This is a genomic window from Chryseobacterium sp. HMWF035 (assembly GCF_003094695.1).
GTDB lineage: Bacteria > Bacteroidota > Bacteroidia > Flavobacteriales > Weeksellaceae > Chryseobacterium > Chryseobacterium gambrini.
Genome location: NZ_QEHP01000056.1, coordinates 1 through 18,375, shown reverse-complemented (window position 1 = coordinate 18,375; position 18,375 = coordinate 1). Strand labels below are relative to the sequence as shown.

Here is an 18,375-nt window from a genome sequence, read left to right as displayed (position 1 = left end):
TTGAGAATTTATATGCAAAGTGATCCAGTAGAATTCCCTACCTCTTTTTTTAAGTTCATAATCTAATTCAATATCAGTATTCTCAGAAATTTGTTTTCTAGCGATATCAAGAACTTTGATTTTAAAATCGCTTATTCTTTCAAACTGTTCATTCCCTTTTTTGTCGATCAATCCAAGCATTTGTTTCAGTTCTTGAATTTCAAAACGCTTTGTTCCAACGCTCCGCCATTGTCGAGCAATAGCATATAATCTTTTAGCATACTTTGAAGAGCAGTTTAATACAGATTTTAACTGCAGAGCTGTGAAATTATTTTTCAGATCAAAGAAGTAAGGTTTAGCGCTTTCATTGATTTTTATATTAAAAGAACCTGTTCCCTTCATGTAATCAACATATTCAAATAACCAAAGTTGACGATATCTTTCAGGAGTTTCAATTTCAAATAGTCTGCTACCTATTTCTGCTGTTGCATCTCTTAGTTGCTTATAGTTCCATTTACGACCTGTTATTTCTTCAATATCATGTGTATGGATGGTATACTCTAATTTATCTTTTTCAAGGCAGGAAAGCACCATAAAAAGAATATCAAGCATACAAGCAGAATAATCATATCTTCCGGATGTTATTACGTTATGTTGATAAACTAGTTTATCTGAAGAATTAGAATCAATTAATTCCATGATTTAAATTTTGAAAAACAAATATAGAAACAAAAACGACATATAAAAACATCTGTCATAAATAAATAGCGAAATAAACTTATAAAAAGTCGTTTTTAGCTTATAAAAAGTCGTTTTTAGCTTATAAAAAGTCGTTTTTAGCTTATAAAAAGTCGTTTTTAGCTTATAAAAAGTCGTTTTAAAATTTATAAACTATTGAAAATCAAATATTTGTAAGGTGTTAAAATAATAAAATAATAAAGTAATAAATCTTTTAAAAATAACGTTTGTTCAAAAGGAATTTTATCTGATCTATTGTGAAAAAATTTTTCTGCCATCCTGTCATGTGCGTGATGAATGAAAACAAAAAGAACGAAAAACGAGTTTTTATAAGTCGACCTGGGTGCGCGGTTGTTATGCGTTACATAATAAATTTTAATAGATAAATTCTATTATTTGAGTGCTGAAAATGTGAGCTGCCCGGCTCTCTGATCAGGGCGATATCGTTCCCAAAATTTTCCCTTCAGCTTTTCTCTTTTTACCCTTTCTTTTTTGCAGAATGTTTGGAGTGTTTTCATTTCGGCTTAAGGTCAGTGAGCTGATCTGAAGTATTCCATTTCTAAGTGATTTTCTGAGAGGGTAGAACTGAGCGAGGTTCCGGAACAGGAGGAGCTGCACCTGATTAAAATAGGCTTATGTTGCATGATAAAAGGAAATTATGTAAATTAGCGTTAAATATTTAGTATATAATACGGGCAAGTAGTACCTATTGACGTCAAAAACCTACAACTACACTTCGTTACGTTTCCGGTTTCCGCCACAAAAGGACCACTTGGTTTATTCCTATCGTCATAAACGTACCAACATACCGTTAAGGACAGGCTGTGCCTGAGACCATATTTATAGTCGGAAAAAACAAAGTGCAGAAATAAAAAACTCTCCATTTTTGGAGAGCCTGATTATGAAAAAAATTATTAATAAGAAAAAATTATTTTGAGATTCTAATATACAAAATAAAGGCAACGTATGGAAGAAGAAAATATAGAAGATTGGGATTCTTTCTTTGCTGAAGCATTTGCAAAAGCTGATAGACAAAACCAATATCGGGAACGCGGAAAGCTTGGAGGTCGCCCGAAACTGGCTGCCCCAAAATCTGAGCGGTTAGCCCTTCGTTTTACCGTACAGGAAATGAAAAAGCTAAAAGAAAGAGCGGATAAAAAAAAGCTGAAGCTCACGGATTACAGCCGGATTATTTTACTGGAAAAAGAACTTCCGGACTATGAAAAAAATATCTTGCTGACTGAGTATGCGACCCACTTCCGGAGAATTTCCAATTATATGAAGAGGGAAATTTTCACTCCAGAGGAAAGATCGGGACTGCTCCGAGAAATAGAAGAAGCGATCAAAGGAATAAAAACCCATATCAAATGGTAATCTCCGCATCGACAAGAAATATCAGTTCCCGCTCGATCCAGTACCAGCAGAGCGACAAAGAGCAGAGCGTAGAAGTGTGCCGGAACGGACTTTTCGGAGAGAAGCCGAAAGAGCTGTTTGAAGAATTTAAACAGATTGCTGATCGAAATACAAGAACGGAAAAAAAACACGTTACTGCGGTGATTTCTCCCCCAAAGGAATACAGCGAAAATTTAAGTCTTCAGGACTGGGCAAAACTGGCGGAGGACTATTTAAAAAAAGAGAAAATCGGGAAAAACAATCAGTATTTAGTGCATCTGCATCAATCAACGGATGACAAGCACCTGCATATCATAGCGAACAGGATTGATTTTCACGGCAACAATCAGGTAACGAGCCACCATATTGGAAAGCGAGCTACCGTACACGCTGAAGCCTTATCAAAGGCTCGGAACTGGAAGACGATCCGTGATCTCTCCGGAGAAAAGAAAGCAGAAATAAAAAACATACTTCTCGAGGAAAAAGAGCAGAGCCAAAGTTTGGACGAGCTTGTTTCAAGAATGGATATGCGGGGCTACATTATGCAGCTCAACGAGAACTCCAAAGGCTTAAATGGGGCAAGAATTATCCCGAAAGCTGATATCAGCACAAACCCCTCCGTTTTGGAAAAAGTAAGCAAACAGGGTTTTAAGTTAAGTGAAATAGACCCTAAATTAAAGATTAGAGAAATCGCCTTAGATATTGAAAACAATTTGGGCAAATACAGGGGAATATCAAGATAAAACAGTAAAACATATAAAATTATGGAAGAAAATAACAACAATCAGAATCCGGGAAAATTTGACCCAAGAGCTGTTGTAGACGATTTAAAACAGGCTACTAATGCCCTGCAAAAAGAAACCCAAAAATTATACTCCGGCATTTCCGGAATTGACGGCAAACTGCAAGAGAGCCGAGAGCTGATCGATCACAGCCTGAAGGAACTTAAAGAAAGTGTCGTAGATATCAGGGTTGGGATCTCTCCGGAAGATCTGAAGAAACTTGAATCCTACAAGGACTATTTTAAACACTATAAACCGGTGCTGTATATTTCCCTGTTTGTCATGTTGTCAGGGTGGGGATTGGGGATTTTCGGAGCATATTCCGGAATGAAATATTATCAAGAGAGCGTAAGGACAAAACAAGAGATCAGGGCGCGGGTTTTTCAGGAAATAGAAAATAACGACAAGATTATTGTAGAAAAATCCAAATGGGATGGTTATGTAGAACAGTCGCAGGTTCTCAGAGCGTGGCAGAAATCAAATCCAAAGGATAGTGAATCTCTGGAAATTTATTACAGAGGCTATCAGGATTTTAAAAAAGGGAAGAAATAATAATCATTTCCAACTTTTATTACGAGGAAATTAATATTTAAGATCAAAAAAAAACATGAAGAAAAAGAAGTTGTATATTTTCATAATAGTAACATTAATAATTTTGTGTTTACTTTTTTTTGTAAAGTATGAAGAAGGAGTAGAGGTCGGAACTTGGGGTATGAATAGAAGTATTAACTGGAAATGAAATTTCGGTATTTATAAAAATTATATCTTTATATTATGATAAGTGTTAAACATCCCTTAGAAGAATGCAATATCGAACAGGAAAAATTTATTAATAATCTTCCTGAAAAAGACAAAGAATATCACGGTGTATTATTTTCTTATGGTAACGCCAGTTACTTATATCATAATTTACCCATAGAACCTACTTTTGAGGATTATACGGAGTGGTTAGAAGGATTGCAAGAAAATATTAGAAAAGATATGCATTCCAAAGGTTTTGAAGGCTGTAAAAACATTTTATCCTTTACCCGTTATGTGAGAGAAAAAAGAGATATCCATATGGAAGATTTCATCATAGAAAAAATGGGAATTATAGAATACGATAAATATAGAGCGCTTTTTTAAAGCCTTGAAAACAGGTTAAAATTAAGTTCGGGCAGTATTCAATAATCAACAAAATAAAAGGCAGAGCTGATTAGCTATGCCTTTCTATACCATGATTTTTCCTCAAGAAGGAATTATTTCGTCTGCAATATAAAACTTTTTAAAGTCTTCCGGAACAGGTGACCGTAGAAATTTCTCTGGAAGATATCGGAGCAGATCTGCTCCATTTTTTTGAGTGCTGAGAGCTGGGCAAATTCCGGAATCGGATTTGTTCCCGGGATAAATTTTTTTTTCTTCCGGAACTGTTGATCCGGAGGAATACAGGGAAGCCTTCAGGACGTAGAGCATTACGTATATATCGGCTTCGCCTATTCATGTATTTTTCAAAAATTATAAATTTTATCAAATACATTCTGGGAATATTTTTATATTTATCAGATAAAAGAATTACACAAGTTGTAATTTTTTCGTTATTTGTGTTTTTTAAAGACAGCCTTCACGAGCTGTCTTTTTTATTTCCGGTAATATGTAAGAAATGGATTCAGATAAAAAAATAGCAAGCTAAAGGAATAATGTTATATTTGCTGAAGTAAATAAAAAATTAACGTAAAGCGTAAGCTGTCGTTTTGGTCAAAGAAAACCGCTAATTTTCAAAACAGTCCAAATTCGATAGGCTTACGCCCATGTCTTATATCGGCGTGGGCTGTAAGTTATATCCGGACTGTGGGTTCTTAGCGGTACCTCTTTGACGGATTGGCTTCAGTTCCACGCTCTTTAAATTCTTAAAGACATGACAACAATTCTCACCGTAACGCATCCCCCATCCGACGGATCACTTTTTTTTAAGATTCTTTTCTGCGTTTATTTTATACCGAGTCTTCTGGCGCTGGTCAGATCCCCGATTATTAAATGGAAATTTTTTACCGTATTACTGATTAATCTGTTTTTTGGATGGACCGTGTATGGCTGGTGGCTCTCTTTCTGGAAAGCCGTTTCTTAGGAAACAGTAAATTGTGTTTTACAGGGAGAGAGTAACCCCGCATTTTATGAACCGGAAGCAGATATAATTATCCTGGAAAACTTCAGGAATCAAGAGGTTCCGGATCAACCTAAAAATGTGAAAGTGTACATGTAAAAAGTAAAAAATTAATCAATAGCTCAAGCACATCCAACCTTTTTCAGAAAAAATACATCTCTTATAATAATACGTCATGTTTTGTCGTTTTCGGGGAGTAGCTTTGCTGAAGAAAGTAAAATCCGATTTACGGATCAACAGTTTAATTAAAAAAATAAAAAAGGGTGAAACAAATGAACAACAGTGTTTAATACACAATTAAAAAAAACAATCTGAAAAAATATGGTATTTTTATGGAGTGTAAAAAATAAGGATAAGTTAACAATTTCAAGAACAAGATGAAAAGTTTTCTATTCATTATTTTTGCACGTTTTCCTAAAAAACAATAATCATTAAAATTTATCACATGAGAAAAAAAACATTTTCCCTATTATCGTTATTAATAGGTTTCTTCGGATTCTCACAAACCGAAATTTATTTCAAGTATGATGAAGCAGGTAACCAAAGATACCGTGGAACGGATATCAACGGCAAACGGGCTTTGTCAACATCAGATCCTCAGTCGAGGACAGCAACCGTAAATTCATCCCAAATAATTGATGAAAAATCATTCTGGAAGCAAATAAGACTGTATCCTGTTCCAGTAAATGACTTTTTAACCATTGACTGGACAGATGAAGCAGACAGGCTTATTGAATCGGTATCACTGTACCAGCACAGTACCGTTCATTGGAAATTTCAACAGCAGAACCTTCCTGATTTAAACAAACAGATCAAGATTAACATGACAGGCTACGATTGGGGCGTGTATGTTCTGAGATTTACCCTAAAAGATGGAAGAGTTTTCAGTAAAAACATAACCAAAAGATAACACAAATGAAAAACAGTACAAAAAAGAAATTATTTTCAGTCCTGTTGTCAAGCATATCTCTTTTTGCTTTTTCACAGACAACTCCACAGCAGAAATTTCATGACACCAAAGGAAATATTGAAGTGACAGGTGCCGGACAACTACAGTATACAATGAATATAGATACGCCGCCCGGAGTGAAAGGAATGACTCCTAAAGTCAGTCTTGTTTACAATAGTTCGGGAAGAAGTGGGATTGCAGGGTATAATTGGAATATTTCAGGATTAACGGCTATCTCCAGAATTGGTAAAAATCTTGAAAAGGATGGTATTACAAAAGGAGTGCAACTGGACTATTCGGACTTTTACAGTTTTAATGGGCAAAGACTTATTTTAAAATCGGGGGAATATGGAAAGGACGGAGCGGAATATGTAACTGAAAAGTATTCAAATATCAAAATAAAATCTATTGGATCTATTTCTGGAGAAATGTGGAAAGGTCCCGAATATTGGGAGGTCACTTATGAAAACGGTTCAAAAGAATGGTATGGAGCAATAACATCCGGAGCCAGTATGGCAAGAACCCCGATTGATTACAATATTGTTAAGCAGAAAGATATTGATGGTAATTATATAAGCTATGAGTATTCACTCAACGAAAACACTGCAGTGATAAGCAGGATACAGTGGGGGGGAAATGAAATGTTGAATAAACCGCATTTCAATAAAATTGAATTCATATATCCTAATAGTCCAAACCGAGAGACTGCTTACATTAAAGGAATTCCCTTTGTTCAGCAGAAAATATTGGAATCTGTGGTGGTCTTTTCCAATGGTAATCAGTATAAGAACTATAATATCTCGTACGTACAGGATGTACAGCAGACAAAATACCGATATATAGATAATATATCAGTTTTCAACAGTAATGGTGAAAATTCAAATCCTGTAAAGTTTACTTATGACCAACCAGTGGACTATACGGCAAATGGATGGATTATTTTTAATCAGTCAAATAGTACTTCACTGCAACCAAATCGTGATACAGACGTAGTTGGAGACTTTGATGGTGATGGTAAGCTTGATATGTTAAGATATCATGCTGTAACATCAGCACGCATACCACAGACTGGAGTTTATTTATACAAAGACTTTTATTCTATTACATATAATACAGAAAACCCAATCTATATCAATAGTTCCTTACAGGGATTAAAAGACTTCATTCCAATTAATTTTAAAAAGACAAGTCTCATCCATAACCGGCAGGGATTGGTTGGTTATAAAAAAATCACTAATTCATCTACCGGTAAAAAAGATCTGGAATTTTCATTTTATACAGTCTCAGACAACAATACCTTGATTTTAGATTTTACAAAAATAATACCTGATATAGAAAGATATAATTCTGATCCGGACGAGTTTGATCCTATTGGGACATCTTTAGCAACGATTCTGGGATTAACCAACGTAGATCTGAATGGAGATGGGTTAAACGAACTGATCCTTCAAATGAATTACAGAATCTGCACAAACAGTACAACAGATCCTAATAATCCACTAGTGGGTATGCGTTCGTCCAGTGGGAATACTTTTAATACCGACAGCGAAAATATTCTTCCGGGACAAACATGTAATAATTTCAAAAAATATATTGTTATTGATTTGGATGAGACGATTCAAAATGATGATTGGCATTATACGGTTGACCTTTATCCCACTAACGGAGAAGATCCATTTAAGACTTATAAAATCGGCGACTTTGATGGTAGTGGTATTATTGATTTCCTAAAACTTGATTCCAATAATAAACCACAACTTATTACATTTTCAAAGAATAGTCAAAATAAGTATGTGTCAAATATAGCACCTTTCAAAATTGCAAATGACCAGATACTGGAAGGATCCTGGAGTGATGCTGTTGTTGGTGACTTTAATGGTGATGGATTAAGTGATCTTCTTATACCCAAAACTAGTAATAGCGGTACTCCTTACTATGGATTTAAATTGTGGAACAAGTATATTTCCAGAGCCGATGGTTTTGATCGGCAGGATGTAAAATTTATTATTCCACAGACAAACCGTACAGTAAATAAGGATTTTAATGACAATGTTAAGATCAGTAATCCTACCGTTATTTGTTCGTATGATATTAATAATGATGGAAAGTCAGAAGTTATAGGTTTACAGTCAACGAAGGGATATACAAAATCCTCTACTCAGGACAATAATCAATCGGTGAAATACAATAAATCTGCTTCCGTAATAATGACTGTTCTATCATCAACTGATGGATTTTACACAGTAGAGAGTAATACTTTTTATATCACTGGTAGTTATGGAGTAGGAGGTACAGTTTATTTGAATGAGAATAATATCAATTCAGAATTTGCACCAAATTCTGAAGATATGATTGGACTATCGGCAGATCAGTGGACCGGAGGGATGTTAAAGAGAATGGTTTTTGTGTCTGCGGTACCTATGAACCATGATTTTGGAAAAGCACAGAGAGTATTTTCACAATCATTTTTTGATCTTGCCAAAGGAGCCAGAATTAAGAAAATTGAGCAAGGTGGTATTACAACCGAAATTACATATAAAAAACTGGATAAGACAATAAATCCTGGATTATATGATGGTGTTAAGACTGAAAACTATCCCTATGTTGAGATCAATCAGTCTTCCGGAATGTATGTGGTTTCAGATATTCAGCAAACTACCAGCTCCAATAAAAAGCTGAGACAGGATTTCAGATACAGAGGTCTTACTTCCAATATATTGGGAAGAGGAATGATCGGTTTTCGCCAGAGCGCACGTTCTTCATGGTACACAGAAGGTTTTGAGAATACTAAAATCTGGTCGGGACTGGAAATTGATCCTTTGAATGAAGGAGTTCCGGTGAAGGAATGGTCGATCAGAACCAACAGCGAAGCGAATATTTTTCCTGCGGACATTTCCGAGAATAATACCCAGTTACTAAGCTTTAAATCATCAACTTATCAGGTTGATAAGCTTTTAAACGGACAGCCGGTTACTATTGTTCCTGATGCCGACAAAGCGAAAGTGGTTACCGCTATTGTTCCGAAAACAAAAAAGGCAAAAGATTTCCTTACCAATACGGTCGCTGAAAATACCATTACCTACGGACAGTATTATCTTCCTGTACAGAGTATATCAAAAATAAACACATCTTACTCTGTAAAGACTTCCGATTATATTTACACTCATAATCCTTCAGGAACAGGTTCCGATTATTATATAGGCCGCGTCACCTCGAAAACAGAAAGTGTAAGTGCTTACGGAGATACAAAATCGGAGAAAGAAGAATATACTTACGAAAACAACAGGCTTAAAACCTTAAAAAAATGGAACTGGGGGAATACGGCCTATGCTTTAGAAACTTTTACGTATGACGGTTTCGGAAATATTATTCAGAAAGTATCAGGTAACAGCATGGATTCCCAAACGATAACATCTTCTTGGGAATATAGCAATGACGGAAGGTTTGTGGTCAAACAAACGGACAATCTGGGATTACAGACCAATATTTCTTATAATGACAATGGGCAGGTCGTAATCCAGACCGATCCGTTCGATAACAGTATTACCAATTCATACGATGCATGGGGGAAATTGGTATCATCTGAATCCAGTCTTGGAGGAATCACCACCTACCAATATGAAAAGGACAATAATTTGAATGTTACCGTTACCCAAAATGATCCGGACGGAAACGTGTCTAAGAAATTCACCAATAAATTCGGGCAGGTTTACAAAACATCAACCAAAGCTTTCGGGCAGGGGCAGTTTGTATCACAGGAAACTCAATACGATGCGCTGGGTAGAAAGATATCGGAATCCGAACCTTATTTTGAAGGGCAGAGCCCATCTCAGTGGAATAGCATTGCGTATGACGATACCGTATATCCTACTAAAGTAACCACTACGGCATTTAACGGTAGACAGACCGAATCTAAAATTACAGGCTCTACTACAACCGTTAAAGAACTGAACGGCTACGGAAGAACCACTACCAAAACAACAGATGCTTTAGGTAATGTTGTTTCCACGACCGACAAAGGGGGAACCATACAGTTCTCGTATAATGCAGCAGGACAGCAGATCAAGGCTAAATATGGAGAAAACAGCGTTGTAACAAAGTACGATTCATGGGGTAGAAAATCGGAATTTAATGATCCTTCGAATGGTGTGTATCAATATGAATATGATGGTTTTGGAAGGGCAAAAAAGACAATAAGTCCTAAAGGAACTAAAGAGTATACATATAATAATTTCGGACAGCTTGTTTCCCAGAAAGAGTTTTCTACCATAGACGGAGGACAAAGCACCGATAAAATGATTTCCTTTACCTACAGTCCAAAAGGATTGCTTACCGCAAAATCAGGTGTTGTAAGCGGACAGACTTTTTCTTCAGCCTTTACTTACGATCCTCACGGTCGCCTGTTGTCTTCAACAGAAAACAGCAACGGAAGAACCTACTCCCACAAAGGATTAACCTATGACCAGAAAGGAAGGGTGGTTTCTTATGAGAAAGAACTGATTTCTTCCGGAATGACCACGACAGCCAATCTTGAAAATATATACAGCGACTGGAGCGGAGAGCTGTCCGAAGTTAGGGATGCTAATTCCGGGAAAACCTTATGGAAGCTTACAAATACGAATGCTAAAGGACAGACCTTGGAAGCTAAATTAGGAGCGGTAGATATTAATAATAGCTACGATGCCAATGGTTTCTTAACAGAAATTCACCATTCTTCAGTCGTAAAACCGAAGCTTCTTGAGGTTTATTATTCTTTTAATGCCATCAAAAATGAACTGGTAGACAGAAAGACATTAGGGGATTTTAATATTATAGAATCTTTTGATTATGATGACAACAACCGTCTTATTAACTGGACTGATCCTGTTACCGGAGTAAAACCATCGGCAAACAGAAATGTGTATGATGTGAAGGGCAGAATTATGGATAACGATCAGGTAGGAGTGATGAAGTACGAGAATTCTGCGAAGATCTATCAGCCTACAGGAATGACATTAAACCAACAGGGAGCTGAAAATTACAATGGCGATTTGATCCAGAAGATTAGCTATAATGAAAATAACGATCCTGTATTTATAGACGGAGAGAAAGGGGATGTAGGATTTATGTACGGACTTACAGCAATGAGACAGAAGATGTCCTACGGTGGAAATTTCGAACCGGGTAATGATGGAGCATATAGCAAATTTTACAGTGAGAATGGAAGCTTTGAAATCGTAAGAAACAATGAAACAGGCAGTGAAAAGCATATCATTTATATCGGAGGAACACCGTATGAAAGCAGTATTATCTATTTAAAAGATTATAAAGGAGAAAAAGGATCTTATAAGTTCTTGCACAAAGATTATTTAGGCAGTATCTTAGCGATAAGTGATGCAGATGGAAATAAACTGGAACAGAGACATTTTGATGCCTGGGGAAATCTTACACATCTTCAAATAGGAAAAGATCCTGTTATTACAGAGAAAAATAAGATTGCTACAACTTATCTACTCATCGACAGAGGGTACACAAGTCATGAGCATCTTTCAGAGGTAAGCATCATCCACATGAACGGAAGACTGTATGATCCTCTGCTCAGAAGGTTTCTGAATGCGGATGAAAACATACAGGATCCTACCAATACCCAAAACTATAATAAATATGGGTATGTAATGAACAACCCGATGATGTACAGTGATCCTGATGGAGAATTTTGGTGGTGGTTTGCAGGAGCTTTAGCAGGAGGGTATATAAGCGGAGTGCAGGCAAATGGCGGACAATTAAATCCTGTAAAATGGGATTGGCAGAACACTTGGAGCGCAGTTCTTGGAGGAGCAATTGGAGGAGCTGCCATTTCTGGATCGTTAGGAAATATTACAAGTAATCCAGGCGCTATTAAAAGTATGCTTCCAGGGATTGTATCGGGAGGTTTAAGTTCAGCCTTCTCTGGTTCTAATTTTCTAAGTGGAACTATTAGCGGAATAGGCTTTACAAGCACCGTATTTGATAACAGGATTACGTCTACTAATTTAAATTCTGCATCAAGAACTAGATCAATACGAGCATCAGGAACAGGAACAGGAGCAGGAGAAACGTTTGAAGATTATCTATATAGTATTGGAGTTCCAACCTATGAAATGATTGATATTGAAGAAGTTGTATTGAAAGGTAGAAGAGGAGAGGATGCTTATAATAGCTATCTCATGGCAAGCAAAATTACTGGAGCTTTAGGAGATTGGAATTTTCAACAAAATAGAGCATTTTTTTATAATGAAGTCCATAGAACAAAAGCGGATGTAGTAGAAAGAAATTTTTACTTAATGTTTGGAGGTATGCTCTTATCGCCTTTTGTAGGTTCATATGTTGCTACACTTACAGGGGAATCAGCTACAAGTTATTTAGTAAATTCTTTAATTAGAGGAGGTACAGATATGACATTACAGGCAGCTATAAAAGGACAAATAGACTGGAAACAGACAATGATTAATGCATTTATTGGAGGGGGGCAAGGAGCAAGTGCCGTTAAAGTAGGATGGCTTAATTATGGAGGGAATATGATAAATAATTTTGGAACATCTTTCTATGATGGAGGAAGAAAAGGGTTTTTAAAAGATTTAGGAGTAAATACGACTAAAGCATTTACAGGAATGTTTGGTATGGGGGTAGCCAACTATAATGGCTTTACAAGTGGAGCATTAAGTGGTTATTTTGGAACGACTTTACTGCCTGGATTGTATTTTAACACTACAGATGTTGTAATTGAAAATAAGATTAAAAAATGAGAAAAATAATTGATGAATATTTTCATTTGGTTATACTTTCAATACTTATTATTTTAATTGGCTATTGGTACTTAAGTTCTTTAAATAGTCTTAAGAATATATCAAAAAGACAAAAATTTACTATAGCAAAAGCTATTAGTGATTGGCATCATAAAAACACTAATGGTATAGGTGTAGATTATGAATATTTTGTAAGTAATAGACAATATTCCAATACTATAAACATGGATTTAAAAAAAGGGCAAAAATATCTATTAGTTTTTGATTCTATAAAACCTGAAAACAATGTTATTTTGGATATTTATCCTATAAATAATCAATCCATAGCTCCTGAAAAAGGATGGAAGCTGAATGATGTGCCAATATCTATTGATAGCACAACTATTAATGATTTAATATTAAATAATTAATTCGATGATAAAGAAAAAAATGTTATTACCAATCATATGCTCATTTGCATCTTGTTTAGTATATAGTCAAAAATCGGATAAATACGAGTTTTTAGCCAGTGATAGTTATAAAAACAAAATATATGAGAAGCTCAGCAGTAAAGATGGCAACAAAGTATATGTTTGGCAAAAAATCGAAAATACTTTTGAAAATGATCCATCAACAGCATTTACAGAGTATTATATTCAGATCAATTGTGATGTAAAGACGAGTTCTTTAAAAAGATTAATAATTCATTGGAGAGATGGAAACATTGAAAAGCATGAGGATAAATCAAATGAACAAGTTTTAATAACAGATAAAAAATCTATAATTGGACTTTCTTATGAAAATCATTGTAAAAAAAATAATATAGGATCTGCTCTATAATAAATATAGGATAAGGTAGTAATTAAAACCCACCACAATTTATTTTGCGGTGGGTTTTGTATTTTGAGTAGCCAACAAAACGAAAATATAGCACGTTAATGTTTTTATCTATAGGAATTATATTTTAATAGATTTTATTCTTAACGCGATTTTTTTACTTTTCGTGAGCTGACCTCTCTAATATTCATCCAGTGAAATTTTTCAGTCGTCACTTCCTCAGCCTTCTCGTTTTTTCAAAACGCTTGACATTTGTTGCTCCTTTGTTTAAAATTTTCCGAACGGCACAAATAAATAAGTTTACACAAAAAATAGTCAAAAAAATGGTTGAATTTTTTGATGTAACACGAATTCTGATGATGTCTTAAGACATTTGTCAAAAAACTTTTAAAGCATCAGCTATACCAAATTAAGTTAACGATAAATTTGGAAATATTCCTTTATTCATGGGATTCAATGAAACTAAAAAACGGTGTCCTTTCGTATGATCTGAGTAATATTTCTATTTGTTCCGAAATAAATAAAGAAAAAGAAAGACGGTTTTCAGGTGATTTTATTTTTATGGATTAACAGAATGTGTAAAGATTCGGAATTATTTAATAAAAAACTGATAAATATAATATAGGGAATAAAGAAAACAGGTTTTTGATGCGGGATAATCCTTAATAGTAGAAGAAATATTTTTTCAAAGCTATTTATTGTAAAAGTTCTTTATTGATGGTGTTTGCAAGAGATGTTCTTTTAGAGGAGCCGGGAATTTTTTCTATTTGTTCCGGATGATAAATAAATGGATTTTAAAAATCCACCTTTTCAGGTGTCTCAAAGCCCTAAGACTATTTTGATACTCAAAGGCATTGGTTTCAGAATTTATTTTTATTCCAAAACCATCTTTTAGGATGCTGCAGATGCTGAATTAAGCAAAACAGCAAAAGGTGAAGAGTGATATTATTTTTGATGCAGACAAAGAAATAATCTTTGAAGCAAATAAATGATTTACCGGATGATAAAAAGTCATTTCAATTTTGAATAAACATTTTATAAAAAGTTCAAAAAACGGATAATATAAGATATGGAAAAAAATCCAGGTTTTTGATGCAGGTTAAGTCCATATTAATAGCGGAAATATTTTGTTCAAAACCGGAAAAAATACAAAAAACCTTTATTCATGGGGATTATAGAGATGTATAAAGAGATGTCCTTTCAGGAGCCAAGGGAAATTAATCTATTTGTGCTGCTTTCGGTAGCGACGAATGCGTGCAAAAAATTTTATTCCGGAGATGTATTTGAGCGGAGGCTGTTTTTGCGGATGAAAACCCTGAAGAATGGAATTTTTAAAAAAAGTTTCTCAAAAATGATCTTTTGGGAAAAACCTGAATATTTATAATAAAGACAATTATTAAACAAATAAATTTTTAATTTTTTTATATATGGAAACATTTACCATCGTTGTAGTGATCGGACTGTTTGTCCTTTTCACAGCCGGAATTCTCTCAAAGAGAAAATTTAAAGGATTCATCGAATATGAATCGTTTAAAATGGGGATCGAGGCGGAGGATTAAACCGCCCCGGTATTGAAACCAGGTAAGATTTCTTACTTGGTTTTTTATATAAAATGATTGTAATTCCCGGTACGGAAGATGGTAGCTAAAAGGCAATTTTAACAGAATTTTTTTTGCTGTATTTTTAAAATTTGCTGTTGTTTTATAGGAATTACACAATCTTCAAATGTTAAATGATAGGGATTGTCTGAATTTCAATGCTTTACAAAAAACAGCAAAGGGCAATAATTTACTTTATGTTAAATCATAATGCTTTTCTGACTCTTAAAAAGAGGAGATGAATTAGTAAAAATTGGTGGTGGTTTTTGAGGAAATAGGAATGCTTAAAATAAGATTATATAAAAAACGATATAAAGCCCTAAAAAACGATTTAAACACATAAAACGAAGTTGTGCGTTTAAATATCGTTTAAACGTGTTTAAATACGCTTTTTAAGCGTTTTAACACGCTCTTAAAACGGGACTGCAAAGGTGCAATAATCTTTTTTCATACACAATATGAAAATATGGATAAAAACAGGAAATATTATTAATATCTTTGCAAAGATCAATACCGGAAAATTATTTTGCGTGTGGCAGAGATGCTGAGATTGTGAACAGAACAACTCAGGATTGCGCCCTGAGTTGTTCGGTAATTGTTTAATCTTCCAAAAAACCTTTATTATGGAATTTTTTGAAAGAGACGGTAAAAATTTCAAAAGAATTTTTACCAAGTTTATTACAAAGAATGGTAAGAAAATTTACCATCCAAAAGGCGGAGTATTTGTTTTCGAAATTGAAATTAAATAATCCATTTAGACTCCCTGCTCCAACAGGGAGTTTTTTATTTTAGTATAAAATTACTTCTGTTTTTTTAAAGAACTCACGTAATAAACTACGTAATAAATTACATAATTATGATGCAAATATATAGTAATTTCGATTACTTCCGGAAAAATTTTTGTTTTAAAACAAAAAAAATTTCAATGGTTAATCTTTTTTATATTTCTTAAAGCAAGTCATCATTAATAAATATTTTAATTGGTAATGTTGTTTGAATGTCCCTGTCTTTGAAGTTTTTTTGAAATAATTGTGTGTAAAATTGTGACAAAAAAATGTAATCGGGATAAATTTTTATTGATGAAAGTTTTGTTTCTTTTTAAATTTGCTTTTCGCAGATCTTCTCAGTAGATTTTTAAATCGTCACTTCCTCAGACTGCTCGTTTTACAACACTTGTCATTCGTTGTTCCTTTGTTAAAATTCTCAAAAATAAAATTTCTAAAAAAAAGCCAGAAAAATGGAAGTCATCTAGTGTAGATTGATGGAAATTGTATGTAGTTTACAATAAATGTATTTTTTTAAAACGGAATATTTTTCCCTTTGTTACACAGAAAATGAACAAAAGAAAAAATGTTTTTATAATGTTTGCATAATTATCCTGTCTGCTAAAAGCCAGGAATAAAGATTAATCAAAAAAGATAAACATAACATATGAATATAAAATATATACACACAAAAAAGGACAAAAAAAATGGTCAATATTTTAATGTACCAAGACATTAGATAGTAAAGATATATTGCAAAGCATACAGTATTTTCAAATTTTATCTTTATTTCAGCCATTCTCTTTCATTTGTCACAGTTTTATTTAAAATCATGAAATAAATTAGAAATCCTTTATTAATAGCACTTACAAGAAATGTCCTTTTTTAAGAGAAGAAGTTTTTTTCTATTTGCTTCGGATAAGGGATAAATCCAGAGTAATGAATTAAAATATTTCACAAAGATGATTTTGAGGAAAAACCTAAATATTTATGATAGAGAAATGATTGATAAAATTTTAAAACAAAATAGTATGTTAGAGATTATCTTAGCCATCCTCATTGTAGGAATTTTAGTCCTATTCGGAATAGGACTGTTTAAAAAGAAAAAATTTAAAGGATATCTGAAAATTTTTAATCTGTTTGAAGGAGGGTTTGAATCTGAGGATTAATTTTCTTCAGGTGCGAGGGGAAAAATCTTGCCTCGCACTTTCTTATTTAAAATATTTTTCGTCAATAGCAGAATTAATCAAATTTCGAACTGTTGTTTTTTGATCAAGAGCCATCTGTTTTAATTGTTGTAATTTTGTTTCAGGAAGCGATAAAAGGAATGTTTTTTCAATCGGTTTTATAATACCGTTCTTATTTTCTTGTATTGGTGTTACTGCCTTTTGAGAAAGGACTTTGCCTAATAAGTTGATTGTTGAATTGTCTTTTTTTTTCATATATTTATATGTTTATATATGCATATGCTTATATGTTTATGCTAATACAGTTAAGATTTCATTTGTTAATGCTTCAATCTGAGATAGAGCTTTTTTATTTTCTTCTACTCCATTATGTAAAGCAGAACGAGAGAAAGCTACCAGATCGGAAATCATTGTTTGAGCCACCGTAATATTGTATTCGTTTAATTGAGTTTTAATTTCTTCAGTTAAAGAAGTATTTGGTTTAACCATATTGAACACAATAAGAGCCTTTTTTTCTCCCTTAGATTGTTTTACAATCTCAATAGTTGATCTGATTGCAAGAACATCAAAAACGCCTGCCTTTGTTGGAATGATAATTACATTCGCAAGGTTGCACAGCTCAGGTAGTTTATTGGATAGATAAGGGGGAGTATCAATGAAAACAAAATCAAGATCAGAATTTTTCAGTTCCGGCAATTTGTCTGGAGGAAGAACCGGAACAGGGGAGAAATCCTTAAAATCAGATAAAGACCCCTGAACGTCCATATCCACAATGCAAACCTTTGCTTTGTCTTTAAGATTTACGGCAAGGTTATAGGTAAGCGTTGATTTGCCAACGCCCCCTTTTTGGTGTGTAGTGAGAATAAAATAAGGCATATATGTTTATATGTATATATATTTATATGCAAATATAAAATTAATTTTTTACTGGCAAAATTCCCTTTTTCTGATACACACCAACCAGGTATCCCACAGAATTTTCAATCTTCAGTTTTCTCTGCCTGATCTTTTCGTTCAGCTCTGTAATTAAGATGTCAAAATCTTTTTCTTTTTCTTTTCCGGCAATTAGTTCTGCCTGTTCCTGATTTAAACCATAAGTAACAAGTTTTGATATGAATTTTTGAATATTTAAAGGTTTTTCAAAATCAATTTCCAATTGCTTAAACTTTTGAGAATTTATATGCAAAGTGATCCAGTAGAATTCCCTACCTCTTTTTTTAAGTTCATAATCTAATTCAATATCAGTATTCTCAGAAATTTGTTTTC

15 protein-coding genes and 1 pseudogene are annotated in these 18,375 nt (G+C 33.9%); 12 read left to right on the top strand and 4 right to left on the bottom strand.

The window, feature by feature from the left end; all coding sequences use genetic code 11:
- Window positions 1–678 (bottom strand): replication initiation protein (locus DD829_RS09395; RefSeq protein WP_133240941.1); only part of this gene is annotated, 678 nt, incomplete at its 3' end.
- 1,005 nt (window positions 679–1,683) lie between these two features.
- On the opposite strand from DD829_RS09395, the gene DD829_RS09390 reads away from it, so the two are divergent.
- The 12 genes from DD829_RS09390 (at window position 1,684) to DD829_RS23530 (ending at window position 17,091) form a co-directional block, all read left to right on the top strand.
- Window positions 1,684–2,091 carry a plasmid mobilization protein gene (locus DD829_RS09390; RefSeq protein WP_108409097.1) on the top strand — a complete coding sequence of 136 codons (408 nt, stop codon included), beginning with the start codon at window positions 1,684–1,686 and terminating at the stop codon, window positions 2,089–2,091.
- Entirely contained in the window at window positions 2,085–2,852 is a 768-nt protein-coding gene (locus tag DD829_RS09385) for a relaxase/mobilization nuclease domain-containing protein (RefSeq protein ID WP_108409096.1), read from the top strand. Before DD829_RS09390 ends, DD829_RS09385 begins: the two co-directional genes overlap by 7 nt.
- A gap of 21 nt (window positions 2,853–2,873) precedes the next feature.
- Window positions 2,874–3,443, top strand: a complete 570-nt coding sequence (locus DD829_RS09380; RefSeq protein ID WP_108409095.1) for a hypothetical protein — start codon at window positions 2,874–2,876, stop codon at window positions 3,441–3,443.
- 222 nt (window positions 3,444–3,665) lie between these two features.
- Entirely contained in the window at window positions 3,666–4,016 is a 351-nt protein-coding gene (locus DD829_RS09375) for a hypothetical protein (protein WP_108409094.1), read from the top strand.
- Between the two features lie 769 nt (window positions 4,017–4,785).
- Complete coding sequence (locus DD829_RS24460) at window positions 4,786–4,995, top strand: superinfection immunity protein (RefSeq protein ID WP_108409091.1); 210 nt, start codon at window positions 4,786–4,788, stop codon at window positions 4,993–4,995.
- A 481-nt stretch (window positions 4,996–5,476) separates the two neighbouring features.
- On the top strand, window positions 5,477–5,941 hold the full coding sequence (locus tag DD829_RS09355) for a hypothetical protein (protein ID WP_108409090.1): 465 nt from the start codon (window positions 5,477–5,479) through the stop codon (window positions 5,939–5,941).
- Window positions 5,942–5,946: 5 nt separating this feature from the next.
- A complete protein-coding gene (locus DD829_RS09350) occupies window positions 5,947–12,744 on the top strand; it encodes an RHS repeat-associated core domain-containing protein (protein ID WP_108409089.1) in 6,798 nt (2,265 codons plus the stop codon).
- Window positions 12,741–13,154, top strand: a complete 414-nt coding sequence (locus DD829_RS09345; RefSeq protein WP_116547696.1) for a hypothetical protein — start codon at window positions 12,741–12,743, stop codon at window positions 13,152–13,154. Before DD829_RS09350 ends, DD829_RS09345 begins: the two co-directional genes overlap by 4 nt.
- Before the next feature lie 4 nt (window positions 13,155–13,158).
- Window positions 13,159–13,563 carry a hypothetical protein gene (locus DD829_RS09340; RefSeq protein WP_116547695.1) on the top strand — a complete coding sequence of 135 codons (405 nt, stop codon included), beginning with the start codon at window positions 13,159–13,161 and terminating at the stop codon, window positions 13,561–13,563.
- Between the two features lie 1,424 nt (window positions 13,564–14,987).
- Window positions 14,988–15,119, top strand: a complete 132-nt coding sequence (locus tag DD829_RS24310) for a hypothetical protein (RefSeq protein ID WP_262497945.1) — start codon at window positions 14,988–14,990, stop codon at window positions 15,117–15,119.
- Window positions 15,120–15,781: 662 nt separating this feature from the next.
- The gene (locus tag DD829_RS24305; RefSeq protein WP_262497944.1) at window positions 15,782–15,907 is read left to right on the top strand and encodes a hypothetical protein; all 126 of its coding nucleotides are present in this window, start codon (window positions 15,782–15,784) and stop codon (window positions 15,905–15,907) included.
- A 1,046-nt stretch (window positions 15,908–16,953) separates the two neighbouring features.
- Window positions 16,954–17,091, top strand: a complete 138-nt coding sequence (locus DD829_RS23530; RefSeq protein WP_165814851.1) for a hypothetical protein — start codon at window positions 16,954–16,956, stop codon at window positions 17,089–17,091.
- A 42-nt stretch (window positions 17,092–17,133) separates the two neighbouring features.
- Here the strand turns inward: DD829_RS23530 and DD829_RS09330 are convergent, their stop codons facing one another.
- The 3 genes and pseudogenes from DD829_RS09330 to DD829_RS09320 form a co-directional block, all read right to left on the bottom strand.
- Window positions 17,134–17,364 (bottom strand): hypothetical protein, encoded by a 231-nt coding sequence (locus DD829_RS09330; protein ID WP_116547694.1) that lies wholly within the window; start codon window positions 17,362–17,364, stop codon window positions 17,134–17,136.
- A 36-nt stretch (window positions 17,365–17,400) separates the two neighbouring features.
- Window positions 17,401–17,985, bottom strand: a complete 585-nt coding sequence (locus DD829_RS09325) for a ParA family protein (protein WP_108410514.1) — start codon at window positions 17,983–17,985, stop codon at window positions 17,401–17,403.
- A gap of 40 nt (window positions 17,986–18,025) precedes the next feature.
- Window positions 18,026–18,375, bottom strand: a pseudogene (locus DD829_RS09320) (replication initiation protein); the annotation flags it as partial.